Origin of the sequence: Promineifilum sp. (SeqCode), assembly GCF_041918635.1 — a bacterium.
Classification (GTDB): Bacteria; Chloroflexota; Anaerolineae; order Promineifilales; family Promineifilaceae; genus Promineifilum.
This window is the reverse complement of record NZ_JAYRVJ010000006.1, coordinates 1-5,180: the sequence shown is the minus strand read 5'-3', so window position 1 is coordinate 5,180 and position 5,180 is coordinate 1. Positions and strand designations below refer to the sequence as shown.

The 5,180-nt window shown below is 66.3% G+C and carries 3 protein-coding genes; 1 reads left to right on the top strand and 2 read right to left on the bottom strand.

Going from position 1 to position 5,180, the window contains the following annotated elements:
* Positions 1-1,025 (bottom strand): N,N-dimethylformamidase beta subunit family domain-containing protein (locus ACE3UY_RS00180; RefSeq protein ID WP_374685530.1); only part of this gene is annotated, 1,025 nt, incomplete at its 3' end.
* 418 nt (positions 1,026-1,443) lie between these two features.
* Positions 1,444-2,544: a hypothetical protein gene (locus ACE3UY_RS00175; protein WP_374685529.1), complete on the bottom strand. Its 1,101-nt coding sequence runs from the start codon at positions 2,542-2,544 to the stop codon at positions 1,444-1,446.
* A 324-nt stretch (positions 2,545-2,868) separates the two neighbouring features.
* On the opposite strand from ACE3UY_RS00175, the gene ACE3UY_RS00170 reads away from it, so the two are divergent.
* On the top strand, positions 2,869-5,180 hold a 2,312-nt coding region (locus ACE3UY_RS00170; RefSeq protein ID WP_374685528.1), incomplete at its 3' end, for a ligase-associated DNA damage response DEXH box helicase.

The window sequence follows — 5,180 nt, the reverse complement described above, 5'->3', positions numbered from 1 at the left end:
TAATAGCCGTCGCCGTTGCCGCCGGGATAGCCGCCATAGGGCCAGTGTAGGCCGGTGAAGGTGAAAGACGTGTCGAAGATCGGGTAGTCCCAGTTCACGTCGGTCGAGCCCTGGCGGGTCTTGTTGGGGTCTTCCCGCCAGTTCTTGTAGCCCATCATCGTGCGGCCGTTGTCCTCGAAGCGCACTTGCCACCACATCGTGTTGCCGCTCAGGTTGAGGAAGCGACCGCCGCGCGCCACGAACTCCTTGACGCGCTGGCGCATGTCCCACGTCCAGTACTCGCTATGGCCGGCGATGATGACCACGTCGTAAGGGCTCAACAGATTGGGCATGAACTCCAGGTCATACGTCGTGGCATAGGCCACGTCGTAGCCGGCCGTGTCGGCCCACTCGACGAAATGGCTCTCCCAGCGCTGGTACAGGCCGGTACCGTTACCATTATAGGGCCGGTCGAAGCTGACCCGCTGCACCTTTTCCGTGACGCCAAAGCCGTAGAGCGAGCCGCCGCCGAAATCATTGTAAGCGTGGTAGGTGTTGACCGAGGCCAGGAACAGGATGCGGGCCGTCGCGCCGGGATTGTGCTCGCGGACGAAGAAGAGCATGCGGGCGCTGCGCCCATCGGCGCGCGGGATGTCCACCGTATAAGCCCCCGACGGCCAGTCGGCCGGCACGGTGAAGGTGGCCGCCACGGGCCAGCCGCAACCCGTCTCGGAGCGGCCGGCGCAGTTGCGATTCTCGCTGCGCACGTTGGGGATCGTGGTCATCAGCTGGCGCGCCGCCCCCTCGCGGTAAACGCTCAGGCTGTAGGGGCCGCTGCGGCCGTTGGAGATGTGGAAGTCCAGGCTCTCGCCCGGCGCGACGGAGACTTTAGAGGTGTAGCCGCCGACCGACGAATCGGTGGTGGCCTCGATCACATTCGCCTGACCGCTCTCTTCCAAGACTCCAGCGTTCGGCGCGGCGCGACAGGCGACCGACAGCAGGGCGAATCCGGCAAGCAACAGGCACAAAAACAGGCGGCGCGACATGGTAATAACCTCCTGACAACAGGCCGCTTTGCCGATCGCCGAGCAAAGGCCCCGGCAGCGATTCTTCGGCCCAATGGCTACCCGGTCACCCCATACTGGCCGTGGGAACTACGCAACGGCAATCCTGGAGCCTCTGGCGGCGGCCACGTGGCGGCAAAGGCCAGCGTTGCATCAACTACAGTATACCACACCATCTAAGCCAATTCCACCACTTTCTAGAGGAGATGGGTACATTGTCCGGGCCGTGACAGTTGAAAATGGCACAAGAGGCGGGCACGACCATCCCTGAACGCAAAACTGCGGGCAGAGTCGAAAACAGCTCTGCCCGCAGTTCTTCCCAAAAACTGGTGGGTAAGGCGGAGGCGGGGGTAGAAACAACCGGCCGCCTCGCGCCGCTACTCAACTGAGTCAGCCGGGGTTAAGGAACCGGCGGAACCTCCTCGAAAGGATAGTCCCAGATCGAGATGCTGTTCACCAACCCGTTCACCGGCGGGAACGTCTCGCCCGTGAAATAGTCATTGCCGAGGTTGAAGTCGGCCCAGGTGTCGTAGAAATCGATGTCCGGGTAGTTGCTGATCGTGTCGATCTCATACAGGTTGGACGGCTGGAAGATGCGATCGGTCACGCCGGTGATGCCAAACGCGGTACGCGGCGTGAACAGGAAGTCGATGCCCGCCGCCAGGTCCGGGTCCTTGCCCAGCGCCTGCGGGCCTTGCGCCTCGGGGGCAGCCGGCGTCATCAGCTGGAAGCCGATCACGTCGATGCTGGTGCTGGCGCGCCCGGGGGTGAACCAGCCGTAATCGCGGGTGTTGAAGACGCGATACCAGGCGCCGTCCGTGTCCGGGCCAACGCTGGTAGCGCAGAACATGAGCACGTCGAAGCCGCTGCCGACGATCTGGCCGCCCCATGCGCCGCGCACGCGATAGACGCCCTGCGTGGTGATGAAGAAGATGCCCGCCGGGCACACTTGGCCGTAAAGCGGATCCACAAAGGTCTCCGGCGCCCAGTAGCCCAGGCCGTCGATGCGCTCCATCGCCGTCGTCAGACCCACGTCGGAGCCGTCGAACAGCACCTCAAACGTGCCCACGTCGCTCGGGTCCGTCTCCGAGTACTTGACGATGTCCTGGCCGTTGACACGGCCGGAGATGCCGGGCACGCGAATGGAGTTGGGCGCGAAGGTCAGGTACAACGCCGGGATGTACTTCAGGTCTTCCGAAGTGACCGGGTCGGCGACGCCAAACCACATCAATTCGTTGAAGCTGAAGGCGTTGATGCCATGCTTCGCCGTCAGCCCATGCTCGCTGCCGTCAAAGAAAGTGAACCAGGCCGGGTCGCCGCCTTCGCGGGTCACGGCGATGATGTCTTCCGGGCCGTAGTCCAACCCGTCGGCCGTTGTGCCGGCCTGACGCATCGACACCAGCACCGCGCCCGGATCGGTCACACAGGCCGCGGCGAACAACAGCATCGCCAGAATCACCAAGACGACCGATCCGCGTTTCCGAAAGAAGTAGCCGTTCATATGCCTCCTAACAGTGTGGGGTTGTTTGCCTTGTTCGCACCAGAAGCGCGTCAAGTTCGAGCGATGCCGGCCGGCGACACGATGAGCCAAGGAGCGAAAGCCGGCGTGAGCCGGAAAACTGCTCACCCTTGTAGCAGATTTTACCGGCGATCACAGTATAAAACACCTGAGCAATTTATGCAATAGCCAGGCCGAAATTTGCTCATACGGCCATGTAATTATCACAGACAGGGGCGCTTGACGTAATCGCCCAGGCCAGCGCGCCGCGTTGCCGGAAGCGCGCCGCGCTTTCGGAAGCGCGCCACATGGATTACAATCGCCCATGTGAGCGAGAAGCCCGATCAACTGGCCCCGGCCGAAACCTGGTTCGCCGCCCGCGGTTGGGAGCCATTCCCCTTTCAGCGCCGCGTATGGCGCGCTTATCTGGACGGTCGCAGCGGCCTCATCCACGCCGCCACCGGCGCGGGCAAGACGCAGGCGGCGTGGTGGGGGCCGTTGTTGGAGTGGGTGGCCGAGCAGGGGGGCAGGGGAGCGGGGGAGCGGGGGGGGCGTGGTCGGCCGCCGGCGGTCGGCTTGCGCGTGTTGTGGCTGACGCCGATGCGCGCCCTGGCGGCCGACACGGAGCGCTCGCTGCGCGAGGCGGTGGACGAGGCCGGCATCCCCTGGACGGTCGAGCGGCGCACCGGCGACACCGGCAGCGGCGCGCGCGCCCGCCAACTGCGCACGCCCCCCACGGCCCTCATCACCACGCCGGAGAGCCTCTCCCTGCTCCTCTCCCAGCCCAACGCCGCCGATCTCTTCCGCGACCTGCGTTGCGTCGTCGTCGATGAATGGCACGAGATGCTGGGCAACAAGCGCGGCGTCCAAACCGAACTATGCCTGGCCCGGTTGCGGCGCTGGCGGCCCGGCCTGCGCCTCTGGGGCCTCTCGGCCACCCTCGGCAACCTCGATCAGGCCCTGGCCGTCTTGCTGGGGACAGAGAAATCATCCGCAGCTTTGGCAGATTACGCAGATTATAAGAAGGAGAAATCTGCCGAATCTGCCCAATCTGCGGATGGTTCTTCCGGCCTCTTGATCCAGGGCCACATGCCGAAGGAGATCGTCATCGACACGCTCATCCCGGAGCGGGTGGAGCGCTTCCCCTGGGCCGGGCACATGGGGCTGAAGATGTTGCCCGCGGTGGCCGCGGCGGTGGAGGAAGGGCGCACCGCCCTGGTCTTCACCAACACGCGCAACCAGGCCGAGACGTGGTACCAGGCACTGTTGGCCGAGCGGCCGGAGTGGGCGGGGGAGATCGCCCTCCACCACGGCTCCCTCTCGGCCGACAACCGCCGTTGGGTGGAAGACGGTCTGCGCGCCGGCCAGTTGCGCGGCGTCGTCGCCACCTCCTCGCTCGATCTGGGCGTGGACTTCTCGCCCGTCGACCGCGTCTTGCAGATCGGCAGCCCCAAGGGCGTGGCCCGCCTGCTGCAGCGCGCCGGCCGCAGCGGCCACCAGCCAGGCGCGACCAGCCGGGTCACCTGCGTGCCCACCCACGCCTTCGAACTGGTGGAGGCCGCCGCTGCCCGCGACGCCATGCAGGCCGGCCGCATGGAGGGGCGCGAGCCGGTGGAGCGCCCGCTCGACCTGCTGGTGCAACACCTCGTCACTATTGCCCTGGGCGGCGGCTTCGCGCCCGAGGAGATGTTGGCCGAGGTGCGCTCGACCTACGCCTTCCGCGACCTGAGCGACGCCGAGTGGCGCTGGGCGCTCGACTTCGTCGTCCACGGCGGCGAGGCGCTGGGAGCCTACCCGGAGTACCACCGCGTCGCGCCGGTGGACGGCCGCTACCGCGTCCTCGACAAGGGCATCGCCACCCGCCACCGCATGTCCATCGGCACCATCGTCGGCGAGTCCTCCATCGCCGTCAAGTACCAGAGCGGCCGCGACTTGGGCAGCATCCAGGAGTCGTTCATCAGCCGCCTGAAGCCGGGCGACACCTTCGTCTTCGCCGGCAAGAAGCTGGAGTTCCTGCGCGTGCGCGACATGACCGCCTGGGTCAAGCCGGCCAACCGGCTCAAGGGCATCATCCCGGCCTGGACGGGCACGAGCCTGCCCATCTCGCCCGAGTTGGGCGCGGCCGTGCGACGCAAACTGGCCGAGGCGCGTGACGGGCGCTACGACGGGCCGGAGATGAGCGCCGTGCGGCCGGTGCTGGAGTTGCAGAAAAAGTGGTCGGCGCTGCCGGGCGAGGACGAGTTGCTGGTGGAGCGGCTGGAATCGCGGCAAGGGCGGACGAAGCTGCACCATCTGTTCGTCTACCCCTTCGCCGGCAAGCTGGTGCACCAGGGCCTCGCCGCGCTGGCCGCGTTCCGGCTGTCGCGGGCGCGGCCAGCGACGTTCACGCTGACGGCCAACGACTACGGCTTCGAACTGCTGGCCGATGACGCGACCGGCTTCGCGGCGTTGAACGCCGAGACGCTCATCCCGGCCCTGTTCTCGACCGACAACCTGCTGGAGGACATCGCCGCCGGGCTGAACGAGAGCGAGATGGCCCTGCGCCAGTTCCGCGAGATCGCTCGTGTGGCCGGCCTTATCTTCCAGGGCTTCCCTGGCCAGCCGCGCAAGGCCCGCCACTTGCAGGCGTCGAGCAGCCT